General features: G+C 62.4%; 17 protein-coding genes and 2 pseudogenes. 12 read left to right on the top strand and 7 right to left on the bottom strand.

Annotation, left to right across the window (positions count from 1 at the left end; translation table 11 throughout):
- Positions 1-185: 185 nt before the first annotated feature.
- On the top strand, positions 186-674 hold the full coding sequence (locus tag FOB24_RS00265; RefSeq protein WP_001135406.1) for a hypothetical protein: 489 nt from the start codon (positions 186-188) through the stop codon (positions 672-674).
- 73 nt (positions 675-747) lie between these two features.
- Here FOB24_RS00265 and FOB24_RS00260 read toward each other — a convergent pair whose 3' ends face one another.
- On the bottom strand, positions 748-1,725 hold the full coding sequence (locus FOB24_RS00260; RefSeq protein WP_000110156.1) for a DUF6685 family protein: 978 nt from the start codon (positions 1,723-1,725) through the stop codon (positions 748-750).
- 97 nt (positions 1,726-1,822) lie between these two features.
- On the bottom strand, positions 1,823-2,278 hold the full coding sequence (gene merR, locus FOB24_RS00255) for an Hg(II)-responsive transcriptional regulator (RefSeq protein ID WP_001166628.1): 456 nt from the start codon (positions 2,276-2,278) through the stop codon (positions 1,823-1,825).
- 71 nt (positions 2,279-2,349) lie between these two features.
- Between merR and merT the strand changes: the two genes are divergently transcribed.
- From merT to FOB24_RS00200, 9 genes and pseudogenes are all read left to right on the top strand, one after another.
- Positions 2,350-2,730 carry a mercuric ion transporter MerT gene (merT, locus tag FOB24_RS00250; protein ID WP_001294654.1) on the top strand — a complete coding sequence of 127 codons (381 nt, stop codon included), beginning with the start codon at positions 2,350-2,352 and terminating at the stop codon, positions 2,728-2,730.
- A gap of 15 nt (positions 2,731-2,745) precedes the next feature.
- Positions 2,746-3,021 (top strand): mercury resistance system periplasmic binding protein MerP, encoded by a 276-nt coding sequence (gene merP / locus FOB24_RS00245; protein WP_000732275.1) that lies wholly within the window; start codon positions 2,746-2,748, stop codon positions 3,019-3,021.
- Positions 3,022-3,048: 27 nt separating this feature from the next.
- Positions 3,049-3,474 (top strand): organomercurial transporter MerC, encoded by a 426-nt coding sequence (gene merC / locus FOB24_RS00240; protein WP_000522996.1) that lies wholly within the window; start codon positions 3,049-3,051, stop codon positions 3,472-3,474.
- A gap of 38 nt (positions 3,475-3,512) precedes the next feature.
- A complete protein-coding gene (gene merA, locus FOB24_RS00235; protein ID WP_000209296.1) occupies positions 3,513-5,198 on the top strand; it encodes a mercury(II) reductase in 1,686 nt (561 codons plus the stop codon).
- A 17-nt stretch (positions 5,199-5,215) separates the two neighbouring features.
- Complete coding sequence (merD, locus tag FOB24_RS00230; protein ID WP_001277466.1) at positions 5,216-5,581, top strand: mercury resistance co-regulator MerD; 366 nt, start codon at positions 5,216-5,218, stop codon at positions 5,579-5,581.
- Positions 5,578-5,814: a broad-spectrum mercury transporter MerE gene (gene merE / locus FOB24_RS00225; protein ID WP_001087807.1), complete on the top strand. Its 237-nt coding sequence runs from the start codon at positions 5,578-5,580 to the stop codon at positions 5,812-5,814. The genes merD and merE overlap by 4 nt, the downstream gene beginning before the upstream one ends.
- A gap of 50 nt (positions 5,815-5,864) precedes the next feature.
- Positions 5,865-6,092, top strand: a pseudogene (locus tag FOB24_RS00215) (DUF3330 domain-containing protein); the annotation flags it as partial.
- Positions 6,093-6,272: 180 nt separating this feature from the next.
- A complete protein-coding gene (locus FOB24_RS00205; protein WP_003830779.1) occupies positions 6,273-8,000 on the top strand; it encodes a Mu transposase C-terminal domain-containing protein in 1,728 nt (575 codons plus the stop codon).
- 95 nt (positions 8,001-8,095) lie between these two features.
- The gene (locus FOB24_RS00200) at positions 8,096-8,980 is read left to right on the top strand and encodes a LysR family transcriptional regulator (RefSeq protein WP_003465017.1); all 885 of its coding nucleotides are present in this window, start codon (positions 8,096-8,098) and stop codon (positions 8,978-8,980) included.
- A gap of 183 nt (positions 8,981-9,163) precedes the next feature.
- Here FOB24_RS00200 and FOB24_RS00190 read toward each other — a convergent pair.
- From FOB24_RS00190 to FOB24_RS00180, 3 genes and pseudogenes are all read right to left on the bottom strand, one after another.
- Positions 9,164-9,764, bottom strand: a pseudogene (locus FOB24_RS00190) (uracil-DNA glycosylase family protein).
- 73 nt (positions 9,765-9,837) lie between these two features.
- Positions 9,838-10,140, bottom strand: coding sequence for a cytochrome P460 family protein (locus FOB24_RS00185; RefSeq protein ID WP_003830782.1), 303 nt, complete (start codon positions 10,138-10,140; stop codon positions 9,838-9,840).
- Between the two features lie 140 nt (positions 10,141-10,280).
- The gene (locus FOB24_RS00180; RefSeq protein ID WP_003830783.1) at positions 10,281-10,814 is read right to left on the bottom strand and encodes a carboxymuconolactone decarboxylase family protein; all 534 of its coding nucleotides are present in this window, start codon (positions 10,812-10,814) and stop codon (positions 10,281-10,283) included.
- Between the two features lie 117 nt (positions 10,815-10,931).
- Here FOB24_RS00180 and FOB24_RS00175 point away from each other — a divergent pair, with 117 nt between their 5' ends.
- Together FOB24_RS00175 and FOB24_RS00170 are read left to right on the top strand one after the other, a co-directional pair.
- The gene (locus FOB24_RS00175; protein ID WP_003830784.1) at positions 10,932-11,774 is read left to right on the top strand and encodes a helix-turn-helix transcriptional regulator; all 843 of its coding nucleotides are present in this window, start codon (positions 10,932-10,934) and stop codon (positions 11,772-11,774) included.
- A 391-nt stretch (positions 11,775-12,165) separates the two neighbouring features.
- Positions 12,166-12,333 (top strand): DUF6118 family protein, encoded by a 168-nt coding sequence (locus FOB24_RS00170; protein ID WP_019843118.1) that lies wholly within the window; start codon positions 12,166-12,168, stop codon positions 12,331-12,333.
- 19 nt (positions 12,334-12,352) lie between these two features.
- Here FOB24_RS00170 and FOB24_RS00165 read toward each other — a convergent pair whose 3' ends face one another.
- Both FOB24_RS00165 and FOB24_RS00160 read right to left on the bottom strand, forming a co-directional pair.
- Complete coding sequence (locus FOB24_RS00165; protein WP_003830785.1) at positions 12,353-12,919, bottom strand: TetR/AcrR family transcriptional regulator; 567 nt, start codon at positions 12,917-12,919, stop codon at positions 12,353-12,355.
- A gap of 10 nt (positions 12,920-12,929) precedes the next feature.
- Positions 12,930-14,441 (bottom strand): MFS transporter, encoded by a 1,512-nt coding sequence (locus tag FOB24_RS00160; protein WP_003830786.1) that lies wholly within the window; start codon positions 14,439-14,441, stop codon positions 12,930-12,932.
- Between the last annotated feature and the right edge of the window lie 223 nt (positions 14,442-14,664).

Raw genomic sequence — 14,664 nt, 5'->3', positions numbered from 1 at the left:
AAACTAAAAACGTGACAGGGTAGCGAAAAAGGACACCCGGACAGCGCACGGCTGGTCGAAGTGCTGGCATAGCATGCCCGGAGCCCGGGCGGGATGCACCACTGGTACGATGCACGCCACACCCCTTGCCGGATACTGATGTTAATGCTAATGTACGCATACGTTAGCATTATCCAGAGACAGACATGCCGCAGGATGAATCAGTCGTCGAACGGGCCAGGGAATACTTTTTCCGGCACCACCGGTATACAGAGGAAGACCTGGCATCTGACTACCAGGCAGAACTGCGTAACTACAGGGATGACACCTGGGAAGCACCGCAACGGGCCGCCAGGCTTAGTGCGGCCGTCAAGCGCTACAAAACGTATGAGATGTTGTACTTCTTCTTCCAGATCGCTGATGAGGCCGGGCTGGACTACACTCCGCTGGTTGTGAAGCGCCTGTGCGCTCATCTTTTCGACAGGCAGGGCAGCCAGAATATTATTGTTGATATCTTTGGCCAGAAGGGACGTATGCACCGCAGCCATGACAGTGATCCTGACATTATTGCTGCCGTTGCCGAACGCTACCGGCAGCAGGCAGACGACCACTGGCAGATCGTCCTGAAGAATATCGGGAGAGTGAAGCAGGACTACCGGAAAAATCAGAACAGGGAGAAAGGCGCAGGGGATTAAATGCCTGATTAAAGCTAATGTACGCATACATTAGCTTTAATCGAATAAGTAAGTGAAAATAAATCAGGCTTATTCAACGTGGCGAAGGTTCTTTGGCCAGTTGCTGGAGCTGCTTCCCGAAATCAGGAAAACCTGCGGCTGAAAGTACATTAGCAACAGCACTGGCTCTGGGATGGCCACGTTCAAGCCAGACCAGTTTGAGAGCAACTCCTGACTTATCCGTATCATGCATGTGACGCGGCAAACCGGAATTACCAAACGGGCATTCAAAGGCATTCATGGCGTCGAAAAAGCTGCTGAAGAGTTCATCTGTCGGAACAGCAAACAGATGCCATTGCTGACGTATAGCGGAGATCATCGGCACATTTACACCGTAGCGACAGAGTCTGCCTGTTAGTGGAACCGCAATGCCCAGGCGGCATGCCTGATAGCGGGCTGCGCCAAAATGGTGTGAGCCACCGTCGTTCAGCCAGTAGAGCCTCCGCTCTGCCCACGGATATTCAGCAAACAGCATCCGGTCGAGCCGTAATTCCCAGTGACGCATATTTTTCTGCAGGTGCTCTTCAGTCACAGGTTCAGCCAGCTCACGGCATCTCAGTAAGGGAAACTCATCGATGTCCCGGATATCATGATCCATTGATTTCGAAGCCGAAATCCCCCGGATATCCGTGATGTCGCATGAAAAATGAGAGACATTTTCTTTTCTAATCAGTTGCTGAACCTCAGGAACAGCAAGTGCATGGCTTTCAAGCCGGCGCTGGTAGCCCGGTTTGCGGTAGTCGATCGTCCAGGGGCGGGAATGAAATGATGACAGAGAAGAAGACATCCAGTCCTGCCAGTAGACCACCGACCGTGTCCAGAACGTGTCGACAGGGGCGATGATCGGACAGGGAATTAGCTGCCCGGAAGCAATCGCCCCCTCCAGGCGGGCTGGCCTTCCCAGAGAATGCAGAATCTCCTCACGTATCCACCCAGCTGTTCTGCGCCAGACAGAAGGCCTGGCTTCTGCCGCCTGATCGACAAATTTACCTCTTCCCGGTTCAACGCTCATATGCTTTCCCTGATGGTCATATTAGTCCTGACCACGTCCGGCCAGCCTAAGCATAGCTAAGGATGGGGTCGTCTCAGAATTCGGAAAATAAAGCACGCTAAGGCGTAGTCACCCCGTGACTCCCCCGCGCCGATGCAGCGAGCTTCGTTCCGTCTTGCAGTGACGCAATCAGCGGGCAGGAAACGTTCCCTTTCCGCGCATGGCAGGCGCACACCAGTTCAGACAGCACGGCCTCCATGCGTGCCAAGTCGGCCATCTTCTCGCGCACATCCTTGAGCTTGTGCTCGGCCAGGCCGCTGGCTTCCTCGCAATGGGTGCCATCCTCCAGCCGCAGTAGCTCGGCGATTTCGTCCAGGCTAAAGCCCAGCCGCTGGGCCGATTTCACGAACCGCACTCGTGTTACATCCGCCTCGCCATAGCGGCGAATGCTGCCATAGGGCTTGTCTGGCTCCGGCAGCAGGCCCTTGCGCTGGTAGAACCGGATGGTCTCCACATTGACCCCGGCCGCCTTGGCAAAAACGCCAATGGTCAGATTCTCAAAATTAATTTGCATATCGCTTGACTCCGTACATAACTACGGAAGTAAGCTTAAGCTATCCAAACCAAATTTGAAAGGACAAGCGTATGTCTGAACCACAAAAGTCTGAACCACAAAAGTCTGAACCACAAAACGGGCGCGGCGCGCTCTTCGCCGGTGGGCTGGCCGCCATTCTTGCGTCGGCCTGCTGCCTGGGGCCGCTGGTTTTGATCGCCTTGGGGTTCAGCGGGGCATGGATCGGCAACCTGACGGTGCTGGAACCCTATCGCCCGATCTTCATCGGCGCAGCGCTGGTCGCGCTGTTTTTCGCCTGGCGGCGCATCTACCGCCCGGCGCAAGCCTGCAAACCGGGTGAGGTCTGCGCGATTCCCCAAGTGCGAGCTACTTACAAGCTCATTTTCTGGATCGTGGCCGCGCTGGTCCTGGTCTCGCTCGGATTTCCCTACGTCATGCCATTTTTCTATTAATCACAGGAGTTCATCATGAAAAAACTGTTTGCCGCCCTCGCCCTCGCTGCCGTTGTTGCCCCCGTGTGGGCCGCCACCCAGACCGTCACGCTGTCCGTGCCTGGCATGACCTGCGCCTCTTGCCCGATCACTGTCAAGCACGCGCTTTCCAAGGTTGAGGGCGTGAGCAAGACCGACGTAAGTTTCGACAAGCGCCAGGCCGTCGTCACCTTCGACGATGCCAAGACCAACGTCCAGAAGTTGACCAAGGCGACCGAGGACGCGGGCTATCCGTCCAGCCTCAAACGCTGATCCGTTAACCGAACTCGGGAGCGACACATGGGACTCATCACGCGCATCGCTGGCAAAACCGGCGCGCTCGGCAGCGTCGTTTCCGCGATGGGCTGCGCCGCCTGTTTTCCTGCCATCGCCAGCTTTGGCGCGGCCATCGGACTGGGCTTCTTGAGCCAGTACGAGGGGCTATTCATTGGCATCCTGCTGCCGATGTTCGCCGGCATCGCGTTACTCGCCAATGCTATCGCTTGGCTCAATCATCGACAGTGGCGACGCACGGCGCTCGGCACGATAGGCCCGATCTTGGTGCTGGCAGCGGTGTTTTTAATGCGGGCTTACGGCTGGCAGAGCGGTGGACTGCTCTATGTCGGCCTGGCCTTGATGGTTGGGGTGTCGGTCTGGGATTTCATCTCGCCAGCACATCGCCGCTGCGGGCCGGACAGCTGTGAATTGCCAGAACAACGTGGCTGACGGCAACAGCCGTAGCCACCACAGAAAAGGAAAAATACATGACCACCCTGAAAATCACCGGGATGACCTGCGACTCGTGCGCGGCTCACGTCAAGGAAGCCTTGGAGAAAGTGCCCGGCGTGCAATCGGCGCTGGTGTCCTATCCGAAGGGCACAGCGCAACTCGCCATTGAGGCGGGCACGTCATCGGATGCGCTGACTACCGCCGTGGCCGGACTGGGCTACGAGGCAACGCTTGCCGATGCGCCACCGACGGACAACCGCGCCGGCCTGCTCGACAAGATGCGCGGCTGGATAGGGGCCGCTGATAAGCCCAGTGGCAACGAACGCCCGTTGCAGGTCGTCGTCATTGGTAGCGGTGGAGCCGCGATGGCGGCAGCACTGAAGGCCGTCGAGCAAGGCGCGCAGGTCACGCTGATTGAGCGCGGCACCATCGGCGGCACCTGCGTCAACGTCGGTTGTGTGCCGTCCAAGATCATGATCCGCGCCGCCCACATCGCCCATCTGCGCCGGGAAAGCCCATTCGACGGCGGCATGCCACCCACACCGCCGACGATCTTGCGCGAGCGGCTGCTGGCCCAGCAGCAGGCCCGTGTCGAAGAACTCCGTCATGCCAAGTACGAAGGCATCCTGGACGGCAATTCAGCCATCACCGTTCTGCACGGTGAAGCGCGTTTCAAGGACGACCAGAGCCTTATCGTTAGTTTGAACGAGGGTGGCGAGCGCGTCGTGATGTTCGACCGCTGCCTGGTCGCCACGGGTGCCAGCCCGGCGGTCCCGCCGATTCCGGGCTTGAAAGAGTCACCCTACTGGACTTCCACCGAGGCCCTGGCGAGCGACACCATTCCCGAACGCCTTGCCGTAATCGGCTCGTCGGTGGTGGCGCTGGAGCTGGCGCAAGCCTTTGCCCGGCTGGGCAGCAAGGTCACGGCCCTGGCGCGCAATACCTTGTTCTTCCGTGAAGACCCGGCCATCGGCGAGGCGGTGACAGCCGCTTTCCGTGCCGAGGGCATCGAGGTGCTGGAGCACACGCAAGCCAGCCAGGTCGCCCATATGGACGGTGAATTCGTGCTGACCACCACGCACGGTGAATTGCGCGCCGACAAGCTGCTGGTCGCCACCGGCCGGACACCGAACACGCGCAGCCTGGCATTGGAAGCGGCGGGGGTAGCCGTCAATGCGCAGGGGGCCATCGTCATCGACAAGGGCATGCGCACCAGTAGCCCGAACATCTACGCGGCCGGCGACTGCACCGACCAGCCGCAGTTCGTCTATGTGGCGGCAGCGGCCGGCACTCGTGCGGCGATCAACATGACTGGCGGCGATGCGGCCCTGGACCTGACCGCAATGCCGGCCGTGGTGTTCACCGACCCGCAGGTCGCCACCGTGGGCTACAGCGAGGCGGAAGCACATCACGACGGGATCGAGACCGACAGTCGCCTGCTAACACTGGATAACGTGCCGCGTGCGCTTGCCAACTTCGACACACGCGGCTTCATCAAGCTGGTCATCGAGGAAGGTAGCGGACGGCTCATCGGCGTGCAAGCGGTGGCCCCGGAAGCGGGTGAACTGATCCAGACGGCGGTGCTCGCCATTCGCAACCGTATGACCGTGCAGGAACTGGCCGACCAATTGTTCCCCTACCTGACCATGGTCGAAGGGCTGAAGCTCGCGGCGCAGACCTTCAGCAAGGACGTGAAGCAGCTTTCGTGCTGCGCCGGATGAGGAAAAGGAGGTGTTCAATGAGCGCCTACACAGTGTCCCGGCTGGCCCTTGATGCCGGGGTGAGCGTGCATATCGTGCGCGACTACCTGCTGCGCGGATTGCTACGGCCGGTCGCGTACACCACGGGCGGCTACGGCTTGTTCGATGACACCGCGTTGCAACGGCTGCGCTTTGTACGGGCTGCCTTCGAAGCGGGTATCGGCCTGGACGCACTGGCGCGGCTGTGCCGGGCGCTGGATGCTGCGGACGGTGACGGTGCGTCTGCGCAGCTTGCCGTGTTGCGGCAACTCGTCGAGCGTCGGCGCGAGGCCCTGGCCAGCCTCGAAATGCAACTGGCCGCCATGCCAACCGAACCGGCACAGCACGCGGAGAGTCTGCCATGAACAGCCCAGAGCACTTGCCGTCTGAGACGCACAAACCGATCACCGGCTACTTGTGGGGCGCGCTGGCCGTGCTCACCTGTCCCTGCCATTTGCCGATTCTCGCCATTGTGCTAGCCGGCACGACGGCCGGCGCGTTCATCGGGGAGCACTGGGGTATTGCAGCCCTCACGCTGACCGGCTTGTTTGTCCTGTCTGTGACGCGGCTGCTGCGGGCCTTCAAGGGAAGATCATGACCGCTTCCCAGCCAGCCGAGAGTGGGCAGCTTTGAGCTTCGCTACCAATCTGGAGGAGTACCACCATGAACGCAAACGCCCCGAACACTGCCAGTTGCACCACCTGCTGCGTATGCTGCAAAGAAATTCCGCTCGATGCCGCCTTCACCCCGGAAGGCGCGGAATACGTCGAACATTTCTGCGGGCTGGATTGCTATGAACGCTTCCAGGCACGCGCCAAGGCCGCGACAGAATCTGACATTGCGCCTGTCCCTGGCGGTTCGCAGCCGTCAGATTGAGGCATACCCTAACTTGATGTCAGATGCCATGTGCAAATGTCGTTTTCAGAAGACGACCGCACCATCTGACTGGATGTAACGCCTGGTGTGCATACGGCTCCTGACAGCCCAATATCAGGAGTCGTCTGCACCAATCTCGACTATGCTCAATACTCGTGTGCACCAAAGCGAGGTTTGGGCATGACATCAGACACTCCACCGATTGCCGCGCAAGGCGTGGCCACCCTGCCCGACGAGGCATGGGCGCAAGCCCGGCACCGGACGGAAATCATCGGGCCACTGGCAGCGCTTGAGGTGGTCGGGCATGAAGCCGCCGATGAGGCAGCCCAAGCGCTGGGCCTGTCCCGGCGACAGGTATATGTCCTGATCCGTCGCGCCCGGCAGGGTACTGGCCTGGTAACAGACCTGACGCCCGGCCGATCCGGCGGCGGCAAAGGCAAGGGGCGCTTGCCGGAACCGGTCGAGCGCATCATCCGCGAGCTGCTGCAAAAGCGCTTCCTGACCAAGCAGAAACGCAGCCTGGCGGCGTTCCACCGCGAAGTCGCGCAGGCGTGCAAAACCCAGAAGCTGCCGGTGCCGGCGCGCAACACCGTGGCCCAGCGGATTGCCGGACTACACCCGGCGAAAATAGCCCGCAGCCGGGGCGGGCAGGACGCTGCCCGTCCCTTGCAAGGCGCGGGTGGCATTCCGCCAGAAGTCACCATGCCGCTGGAACAGGTGCAGATCGACCACACCGTCATCGACCTGATCGTGGTCGACGAGCGCGACCGGCAACCGATTGGCCGCCCATATTTGACCCTCGCCATCGACGTGTTCACGCGCTGCGTACTCGGCATGGTGGTCACGCTGGAAGCGCCGTCCGCCGTCTCGGTCGGCCTATGCCTCGCGCATGCCGCCTGCGACAAGCGGCCCTGGCTGGAAGGGCTGAATGTGGAAATGGACTGGCCGATGAGCGGCAAGCCCAGGCTGCTCTATCTGGACAACGCGGCCGAGTTCAAAAGCGAAGCGCTGCGCCGTGGCTGCGAACAGCATGGCATCCGGCTGGACTATCGCCCACCAGGCCAGCCGCACTACGGCGGCATCGTGGAACGGATCATCGGCACGGCGATGCAGATGATCCACGACGAATTACCGGGGACGACCTTCTCCAATCCCGGCCAGCGCGGCGAGTACGATTCCGAGAAGATGGCCACCCTGACGCTGCGCGAGCTGGAGCGCTGGCTCGCGTTGGCGGTAGGCACCTATCACGGCTCCGTGCACAACGGCCTGCTCCAGCCGCCGGCCGCGCGCTGGGCCGAGGCCGTGGAGCGCGTTGGCGTCCCGGCCGTCGTTACCCGCCCCACCGCGTTTTTGGTCGATTTCCTGCCGGTGATCCGCCGCACCCTGACCCGCACCGGCTTTGTCATCGACCACATCCACTACTACGCCGACGCCCTCAAGCCGTGGATTGCCCGGCGCGAGCGCTTGCCCGCCTTCCTGATCCGGCGCGATCCGCGCGACATCAGCCGCATCTGGGTACTGGAACCGGAAGGTCAGCACTATCTGGAGATCCACTACCGCACCTTGTCCCATCCGGCCGTCACCCTCTGGGAACAACGCCAGGCGCTGGCCAAATTGCGTCAGCTCGGGCGCGAGCAGGTGGACGAGTCGGCGCTGTTCCGCATGATCGGGCAGATGCGCGAGATCGTGACCACCGCCCAGAAGGCCACGCGCAAGGCGCGGCGCGACGCTGATCGCCGCCAGCACCTCAAGACGTCGGAGCCACCGGCCAAGCCCATACCGCCGGATGTGGACATGGCTGACCCGCAGGCAGACAACCTGCCGCCGGCCAAACCGTTCGATCAGATCGAGGAGTGGTCGCCGTCGATGAATATAAGAGGACTTGCCATGGAATGCTCTCGGACATAGGAAATCAGGAGTTCCAATCTTCAGTGAGGGGCTAAGATAGGAAAAGTTGAATTTCTAAACGATGAAATTCAGCTTTTCTGAACAAGGAGTGACTCATGCGCGAAATCAGCCTGGACCGTCTGCGCACGTTGGTGGCCATTGCCGACCTGGGTTCGTTTGCCGAGGCGGCCCGTGTGCTGCACCTCGCGCCACCCACGGTCAGTTTGCATATTGCCGACCTGGAGTCGCGGGTTGGCGGAAAGCTGTTGTCGCGCACACGTGGGCGCATTCAGCCTTCGGCGATTGGAGAAACGCTGGTGGAGCGCGCGCGGCGCCTGTTGGCGGATGCGGAGCAGGCGCTTGAGGACGTGGAGCGTCAGGTGCAGGGCTTGGCCGGGCGTGTGCGGCTGGGTGCCTCCACAGGGGCCATCGCACAGTTGATGCCGCAAGCTTTGGAGACGTTGGGCCAACGCCATCCCGCTATCGATGTGCAGGTCGCGGTGCTCACGTCGCAGGAAACTTTGAAGAAGCTTGCCGAGGGCTCTTTGGAGATCGGTCTGGTCGCGCTGCCACAGACCCCGGTGAAGGAATTGCGGATCGAGCCATGGCGGCGGGACCCGGTCATGGCCTTCTTGCCGGCTCGCTGGGAATGCCCGGATGTTGTGACCCCCGGTTGGCTGGCCGCCCAGCCATTAATTCTGAATGACAAAACTACTCGGCTTTCGCGCTTGACCTCGGAGTGGTTCGCCAGTGATGGACGGCAGCCCACGCCGCGTATTCAACTGAACTACAACGATGCGATCAAAAGCCTAGTGGCGGCCGGTTATGGTGCGACGTTGTTGCCGCATGAAGCCTCCACGCCATTGCCCGATACCAGGATCGTCATGCGGCCATTACAGCCCTTATTGTGGCGTCAACTTGGTATTGCCCACCGTGGTGGGGACGTCGAGCGGCCTACGCAACATGTGCTGGATGTGTTGTGGGGGTTGAGTGCGGGCTAGGGCGATGTTGTCAGAGAAAGGACCGCTTTCGACCCGGTCATACGGTGATTGAGGTCCCAGGCGTCAGCTACCGCACCTGAAGCCGTCGTTCATCGCTCCAAAGCCGGTGCCTGTCTCCGTTCGCCCAGGCCAGGGTGTCGTAGTACTTGTGCAGCAGCTCGGTAATGGCGGCGGTGTCGTCGGTCATGGGGTTTCCTTGGGGTTGGCGGTGAGGACTGCCTGGACGCGTGCTTGCAGCGCGGGCAGCACGTCTTGTTGGAACCAGGGGTTGCGCACCAGCCAGCGATTGTTGCGCGGGCTAGGGTGAGGCAGGGGGAACGCTTGCGGCCAGTGCTCGCGCCAGGCTTCGACCACCCGGGTGAGCGGCGTCTTGCCAGTACCGAGGTGGTAGTCCATGGCGTAGCTGCCCAGCACGATGACCAGCGACAGGCGCTCGAAACGCTGCATGAAGGCTTCGCGCCAGGCGGGGGGCGCACTCCGGGCGTAGCGGCAGGTCACCGCTTTTGCCGGTGCCCGGATAACAGAAGCCCATGGGCAGAATGGCGATGCGGGTAGGGTCGTAGAAGGTGTCGCGGTCCACGCCCAGCCAGGCGCGCAGACGCGCGCCGCTGGCGTCGTCGAAGGGCACGCCTGAGGCATGGACCCGGGCCCCCGGTGCTTGGCCGGCGATGAGGATGGGCGCACTCGGGTGAAACTGGAAGACCGGCTGCACGCCGTGTGGCAGATGCGGTGCGCAGCGCGTGCAGGCGCGGACGTCGGTCAGAAAGGCGTCGAGTGTCGGCATGGCGCGCTTCCGGAAAGGGTGGCTCGCGCAGGACGGAGGTGCCATCCTGCGCGAAGCGTAACCCGGCAGCAAGTCAGTGCTGGGTCAGTGTCGGATAGCCCTGGATGAATACGCGGTCGGTCTTGGCCGCCGGCACATGGCAGCCCATGCAGTCGGCTTCGTAGCTGACGGCGACATTCTTGGCGGGGGCGTCGGCCTTGAACAGCGCCCAGCCCCAGCCGTCGCCCCACAAGGGGTTGCTGGCGAAACGGCCTTTGGCGTCCTTGACCATCACGAACCACACGGCCGCATCGGAACCCCAGACCACAGGGTTGCCAGTGGTCATGGCGCTGGTTTCGAGCTTGCGGATCTCTTTCACCAGCGTGGCGCCGTCCAAGAACTTGCCGGTCTTGCGGTAGTGCTCGGCCGAGGCCTTTAGTCGCCGGCCGTGACGGCCAGTGGCAGGACGAGGGCGCTGGCGAGCAGAGCGCCGGTGAGTGCGATTTTCATCGTGTTCTCCTTATATGCCTATGGAGATCAGACGGCGACCACGGGGAAATCCACCGTGGGGTCGGCGATGTGGTTGGTGTAGTTGGTGAGCGTGTTCAGCGCGACGTTGGCGATCACTTCCAGTATCAGGCCGTCGTCGAGCCCCGCGCGGCGGTAGTTGGCCATGGCGTCGGCCGACACCACGCCGCGTTGCTCGACCAGCGCGCGGGCAAAGCCGGCGATTGCATCGTCAAGTGCGTTGGCCGCCTGGCCGGTGCGGGCCGCGGCGATGGCCTCTGCCGACAGTCCGGCACCTTTGCCGATCAGGGTGTGTGCGCTCAGGCAATACTGGCAGCGATTGGCTTGAGCGGCAGCGAGCGCAACGATCTCGCGCTGGGAGGCATTCAGGCGGCCGGTGCCCAGCGTTTCGGACAAGCCGAGGTAGCCATTGAGCGCCGCCGGCGCGTGGGCCAGCGTGGCGAACAGGTTCGGCACCATGCCAAGCTTGGCTTTGACGGCCTTGAGTGTGGCAGCGGTAGCGGCGTCAGCGGTGTCGATGGTCAGGGGGGCGATTTGGGTCATGTCTATCTCCGTAGTGGGTGAGGTGCAAGAGCACGTGGGCATGATCGCCCTTTGTTTGGTACGATATGGCACGTAAAGTATCAAATACGTAACCTATCGTCTTATATGGAGAGTGGAATGGCGGATCGACTGGCCGGCTTGCTCCGGCACTACTCGCTTTCGGCGCGCGTTTTTCACAGCGGCGCCTTCTGTGGGCAGCATCATTACGCGGCGCCGCATGGCTATATCCATCTGGTGCGGCGCGGCCCGATTACGGCGCGTTCGCCCGTGCATGAAGATCTGCTGGTTACCGAGCCGAGCCTGCTGTTTTATCCGCGCGTGGCGTCGCATCGTTTTGTCGCCGCCCCCGGCGATACCGCTGAGCAGTTGTGTGCGGAGGTCGACCTGGGCGCTTCGACGGGCAATCCGTTGGCCATGGCCTTGCCGTCGATGCTGCTGATTCCGTTGGCGGACTTGCCCGGCCTCGGGCCGACGCTAGAGTTGCTGTTTGCCGAAGCCGAGCGCGACCAGTGCGGTCGGCAGGCCGCCATCGACCGCTTGTGCGAGTTGCTACTGATCCAGTTGCTGCGTTATCTGATGGATGGGCGGCTTGGCGCCACCGGACTGCTGGCGGGCCTGGCCGACCCGAAACTCGCGCGCGCCATAACCGCCATGCACGATGCGCCGCAGACCGCGTGGTCGCTCGAGGCGCTGGCGGCGAAGGCGGGCATGTCACGCGCGCGCTTCGCCGCCGCGTTCAAGGACGCGGTGGGCGTCACGCCGGGCGACTATCTGGCCGACTGGCGGATGAACGTCAGTTGCACCCTGCTCAAGCAGGGGCGGCCGGTGGCGGTGGTGGCCGACCGCGTCGGCTACGGCAGCCCGAACGCTCTGGCGCGCGCCTTCCGCGTGCGCATGGGCTGCGCCCCGCGCGACTGGCTGGCGCAGCAGCGCGGTGACGCGGCGCTCAGCGGTTCGTGAGTTTGAGTTCGATTCGCCGGTTCTTGGCGTAGGCGGCGCCGGTGTTGCGCTCGTCGAGCGGGTGAAATTCGCATCACGCCGGAACAACTGGCGGAACTCCAGGTGGCGATCCGTCAACGGCTGGTCAGTCTGTTCGTGCGGCGCGGCCGGCTGGACAAGGCTGAGTCAGTGGCGCAGGTAGCTGGATGACGCTGTCCCGCCCTGAGCCGACGCTCACAGGCGGGGATTTCCAGTGTCGTCATTGTCGGCTATTGGCCGGCAGCAGCCCGTCGTTGCCTGATGGATCCAACCCCTCCGCTGCTATAGTGCAGTCGGCTTCTGACGTTCAGTGCAGCCGTCTTCTGAAAACGACACCGTCATAGGTCAGGACCGATGGAACGCCGGCGTCACCATGATGCGGGTGGCCGATCCCCGAAGCTGGCGCGGCGTGGCCGATTCCTCGCAGCTCGTGCGCGACAATGCCGAGGCGATCGGGCAATGCGCCGAGGCCGCGCGCACGGCCGGTTCAGATCAGCAATGCACCATCACCGTGAAAGCGCCGGCAGCACCGGCGCAGTAGGGTTGTGGGGGGACACCAGTTATTTCGGGAGGTTTTCTTCCGCCTCAACAGGTCCGGCGGCCATCGCGACGAGGCGCGCCGCGATACGCTTGCGCAGTTGCTCGGGGAGCGGGCGCGACGACAGCGCCTCGTGAATCCACAGCCCATCGGCGGCAAGGCGCGAAATGAACCTGTCCAACTCGGCAGCGTCGTTTCCAATCGGCGCAGGAGGTGCCCAGCGGTCGATGACCTGTTGCCACAGATCGCCAAGCTGCCGATTGTCGGAGCTTTCCAGTATGAGCAGCAGTTCGACCCGCCGGGCAGCTCTTGCGCAGGTGTTGATGTAGGCGGCGTGTCGTTCGGCGTCTGTCGCCCTGTCCGAGGTGTTGCCGGCGCTCGCTTCCAGCTCCTGTTCCCATGAGCGAGTCAGATGCTCATGGGTGGCGAGGATCAGGGCTTCGCGCGACGGGAAATGATACAGAAGGCCGGCGCGTGTCATGCCGGTTTCGAGCGCTACGGCGTCGAGGGTGACGGCGGTGAGGCCGTCACGCTCGATGATGCTCACAATGGCTTCAAGCACTTCGAGGCGCTTGCTGGCTCTCGCCATGTCGGCTTCCTTAGTGTTGTGTGGGATAGGCTGACGATTGCGAGCCGGGACCGTAGCGCCGCAACAGGATGCCGGTGATCAGGGCACCCACGGCCAGAACACCCGCCGCCACGTACATGACGACCGTATAGGCGTGGTCGAATGCGATTCCTGCCGCTTGACGCACGACAACACCATCGGCCCCCGCCTCGTTGGCAAAGACCAGCGCCGACGCCATGCTGTCGCGGGCCGCTTCCGAGGTTCCGGCGGGGAACACGACGTTGACCGTATAGAGGTAGGCCAAAAGACTTCCGAGAATTGTGACAGCGAACAGACTGCCAAACTCGTAGGACACTTCCTCGACCGACGACGCCATGCCGGCGCGATGCACAGGCACATTGCCCACAATAGCCGTTGATGCCACCGACATTGTTGCACCTACGCCGGCACCGGTCAGCGCCAGACCGGCGATCAGCCAGCCAAGGCCATGAGTGATGCCCCATGTCGCAAGCAGGACCGCCAGCGATCCCGCCGCAAGCCCGCCAGCTATAAGGATACGTAGGCCAATACGATGCAGGAATGCACCACCGAGCAGCGCAGTCGGCAATGATCCGAGCGCCGCCGCCGAAACCAGCATCCCGGCTTCCAGCGGCGTGAAGCCCGCAACGAGCTGGAAGCGTTGCGTCGTAGCAAGCTCAACACCGCCGATGGCGAACAGGGAGAACGCGGCCGCTAGAACGCCCGATGTGAACGCGGCATTGCGGAAGATCGAGAAGTCGAGCAGCGGGAACGGCAGGCGCAGTTGCCGGCGGACGAACAGCGCTCCGGCGAGGATGGCAACCAGCAGCGAAATAGCGGGGACGGCCCACGACTGCCCGGCATGGGCAGATTCCTTGATCGCGATCACAAAAGCCGACAGCGCCACCAATGCCTGAAACGACGACACCACGTCCCAAGGCTTGGTCGCATCGCCGGCCACCTTCGGCGCAACGATCAGCGCCGAAATGAAGGCAGCGACCACTACCGGCACATTGATGAGGAACACCGACCCCCACCAGAAATGGCCGAGCAGAAAACCGCCGATGATCGGTCCGAGCGCAGCGCCGACGACCGACAACGACCCCCAGATCGCAATGGCGATGTTGCGTTCCCGGTCATCCTCGAAGGTGACGCGGATGAGGGCGAGTGTCGCGGGCATCATCGCCGCCGCGCCGACCGCCAGAAAGGCCCGCGCCCCGATCAGGATTTCCGCTGTAGGCGAATAGGCCGCCACAATCGACGCGACACCGAACAGCACGAGGCCGATGAGGAACATGCGCCGGTGACCGATCCTGTCACCCAGCGTCCCGGTGCCGAGCAGCAGGCCGGCCATGACGAGGGGGTATGCGTTGATGATCCACAACCCTTGCGTTGCCGTCGCGCCAAGCTCGCGCGTCAGGGTAGGCAGGGCCGTGTAGAGGACCGAATTGTCCAGAACGATAAGCAGGAGACCGGCGGCGACGGTCACCAGAAGAACCCAGCGGTTCGAGTGGGCGGCAGGCATGATAGCACCATTCAGTGAGAGTAGCCAAACTTTACAGACAAGTTAGTAAAGTATCAAGCGCCTGCCCGTGAGGAACTTCAGACAATGGCCGACAGCGGGGCTTCGCATTCCGGGGCGCGATCAATTTGTCGCGAAATTCCTAAGTTGTGCGACAGCTTGCCGCCTGTCATTTTCAGAAGACGACTGCACCAATTGACGGGGCGTAACGCCAGGTGTGCAGTCG

The sequence above is a fragment of the Citrobacter werkmanii genome, assembly GCF_008693645.1.
In the GTDB taxonomy this organism is placed as follows: domain Bacteria; phylum Pseudomonadota; class Gammaproteobacteria; order Enterobacterales; family Enterobacteriaceae; genus Citrobacter; species Citrobacter werkmanii.
The sequence above is the reverse complement of the archived record's forward strand: the minus strand, read 5'-3'. Positions and strand labels throughout refer to the sequence as shown.

Excerpts from the sequence above, each read along its gene's own strand:
- FOB24_RS00265 (WP_001135406.1), top strand. The coding sequence starts at position 186 with ATGCCGCAGGATGAATCAGTCGTCGAACGGGCCAGGGAATACTTTTTC.
- FOB24_RS00260 (WP_000110156.1), bottom strand. The coding sequence starts at position 1,725 with ATGAGCGTTGAACCGGGAAGAGGTAAATTTGTCGATCAGGCGGCAGAA.
- merT (WP_001294654.1), top strand. The coding sequence starts at position 2,350 with ATGTCTGAACCACAAAAGTCTGAACCACAAAAGTCTGAACCACAAAAC.
- FOB24_RS00205 (WP_003830779.1), top strand. The coding sequence starts at position 6,273 with ATGACATCAGACACTCCACCGATTGCCGCGCAAGGCGTGGCCACCCTG.
- FOB24_RS00175 (WP_003830784.1), top strand. The coding sequence starts at position 10,932 with ATGGCGGATCGACTGGCCGGCTTGCTCCGGCACTACTCGCTTTCGGCG.
- FOB24_RS00160 (WP_003830786.1), bottom strand. The coding sequence starts at position 14,441 with ATGCCTGCCGCCCACTCGAACCGCTGGGTTCTTCTGGTGACCGTCGCC.
- FOB24_RS00165 (WP_003830785.1), bottom strand. The coding sequence starts at position 12,919 with ATGGCGAGAGCCAGCAAGCGCCTCGAAGTGCTTGAAGCCATTGTGAGC.
- merC (WP_000522996.1), top strand. The coding sequence starts at position 3,049 with ATGGGACTCATCACGCGCATCGCTGGCAAAACCGGCGCGCTCGGCAGC.
- FOB24_RS00180 (WP_003830783.1), bottom strand. The coding sequence starts at position 10,814 with ATGACCCAAATCGCCCCCCTGACCATCGACACCGCTGACGCCGCTACC.
- FOB24_RS00170 (WP_019843118.1), top strand. The coding sequence starts at position 12,166 with ATGATGCGGGTGGCCGATCCCCGAAGCTGGCGCGGCGTGGCCGATTCC.
- merP (WP_000732275.1), top strand. The coding sequence starts at position 2,746 with ATGAAAAAACTGTTTGCCGCCCTCGCCCTCGCTGCCGTTGTTGCCCCC.
- merR (WP_001166628.1), bottom strand. The coding sequence starts at position 2,278 with ATGCAAATTAATTTTGAGAATCTGACCATTGGCGTTTTTGCCAAGGCG.
- merE (WP_001087807.1), top strand. The coding sequence starts at position 5,578 with ATGAACAGCCCAGAGCACTTGCCGTCTGAGACGCACAAACCGATCACC.
- merD (WP_001277466.1), top strand. The coding sequence starts at position 5,216 with ATGAGCGCCTACACAGTGTCCCGGCTGGCCCTTGATGCCGGGGTGAGC.
- FOB24_RS00200 (WP_003465017.1), top strand. The coding sequence starts at position 8,096 with ATGCGCGAAATCAGCCTGGACCGTCTGCGCACGTTGGTGGCCATTGCC.
- merA (WP_000209296.1), top strand. The coding sequence starts at position 3,513 with ATGACCACCCTGAAAATCACCGGGATGACCTGCGACTCGTGCGCGGCT.